Annotated in this window: 2 protein-coding genes; both read right to left on the reverse strand. The window is 66.0% G+C overall.

Annotated elements, in window-relative coordinates; genetic code table 11:
* A partial coding sequence (locus ABZX92_RS45805; RefSeq protein WP_355572441.1) for an SDR family NAD(P)-dependent oxidoreductase occupies positions 1-747 on the reverse strand: 747 nt, incomplete at its 3' end.
* Between the two features lie 33 nt (positions 748-780).
* On the reverse strand, positions 781-1,782 hold the full coding sequence (locus ABZX92_RS45810) for a GAF domain-containing protein (RefSeq protein ID WP_355572443.1): 1,002 nt from the start codon (positions 1,780-1,782) through the stop codon (positions 781-783).
* Between the last annotated feature and the right edge of the window lie 13 nt (positions 1,783-1,795).

Here is a 1,795-nt window from a genome sequence, read left to right on the forward strand (position 1 = left end):
AACGAGCGCTGAGACGGCACGAGCATCCGATCCCACGAGGACACGTGCGCGACGGCGTTCTACTCCCCTTAGGACGGTGAGCGCTGCTTCCGCCGGCTCGGTGCGCGCGACCTTCTTCTCGAACCTCCGCACCACGGCGTCACGGGGCTCACCAGCGGCGTACAGCCCGTTGCGGACGATCGGCGTGCGGACCCCACCGGGATACACACACGTCACGGAGACATCGCTGCCGGACTCCGCCAGCTCCTGCCGCAGCGACTCGCTGAACCCGCGCACCGCAAACTTCGAAGCGTTGTAGGCGCTGTACTTCGGCATGGCCATCAAGCCGTACGCGCTCGAGAAGGTGACGACGCGCGCGCCTGGCGAGCGCATGACGATAGGTAGGAAGGCCTTCACCGTGTGCACGGTGCCCAGCCAGTTGACCGCCATCACGCTGTGGACGTCCGAGATCTCCGAGTCGAGCAGGCTGCCGCGCTGGATGATGCCCGCCGCGGAGAAGACGGCGTCGACTCCGCCGAGTTCCTCCTCCACTGCAGCTGCGACGTCCTGCAAAGCCGCCCAGTCGGTGACGTCGACCGTTCGAACGAGCACGTTGCCGCATTGACGGGCGGTGACTTCTAGGCCTTCGGCATCTCGATCAAGGAGTGCGAGGCGAGCTCCTCGCCTGGACAGCTCGACTGCGAGTGCGTGGCCGATCCCTGAACTTGCACCGGTGATCACCGCGACCTTGTTCTCGAACCAGCTCATGGTCCCCCGGCACTCTCAACCGAACGATGGTCATCAACCGCTGTCAGGCAAAGTCAGCGTCACCAGCGCGGCGGTGGTGTGCTGATCGAGCAGCATGAGCGCCGCTTCGACGGCCACCTCCATCCAGTCGTCGTGCTCCGAGCGAAGGCGCAACGGGCCGCGCGCTCGCCCGCTGGCAGCCAACTCTTCGGACATCTTGGCAGCCGCTCGAAGGTCTTCGCGATGAATTGCCGGTCGACGCGCGACGTCGAGCTTCCACGCGACCCCTGGCATCGGATCGTCGATCCACCTCAGCAACCGCATCGTGCGCAGGTCGACGATCGCGCGCCACTTGCCGGAGGTCGCTTCAGCGGCGAGGACTTGCTGAGCGAGCAGAACCGGTGCCGGAGGAGGTGCCGCCGGCACGCTGTCGGCCGCCCCGATGTCGTGGGTGATGCCGCGGACGATGCGCTCGATCCGTCCTGCACTGGTGCGCACCTCGACGCACCGACAAGCGAAGTGCGCGGCACGCCGAACGCCGTCGTCCCGCGTCACCGTCCAGGTGGCCTGATGCTCGTTACCGACTGTCGCGTTGACGAGCAGCGCGAGCGCCTTCGACTCGTCCGAGTTCGTCTGCAGGCGCCCGTACGCGAACAGCTCGGCGAGATCGTGCTGGTTTCGCCAGTTCTCGGCGCTGGTCCCGTAGAGCCGCAGCAGATCATCCGACCTACTGCTGATGTGCTGGGTGACGTTGATGTGCCAGGCGCCGGCCGGGTCGCGTGGAGGAGGCTCCTCGTCCGGCCGGCCAACCCACACGTAAACACCATGGACCCCACCGCCGTAGGTAGCCAGCGGATGGCCGATGATCCGACGCTTCCCCGCAGTCGCGGCAACTTCGAGAGGTTCTCCTGTCTCGACGACCCGAGCGATCAGAATCAGCACGTCCGAGAGAAAAGGCCCACGGCTGAGCACACTTCGCAGTGGAACAAGATTCCTCGGATTGCGCCCAACAGCCATCACCGTCGGCTCTCTCCGGTGACCTCCGAACGTCTCCACGAGCAACCAGTCC

It is taken from the genome of Lentzea sp. NPDC006480 (assembly GCF_040611995.1).
Classification (GTDB): domain Bacteria; phylum Actinomycetota; class Actinomycetes; order Mycobacteriales; family Pseudonocardiaceae; genus Lentzea.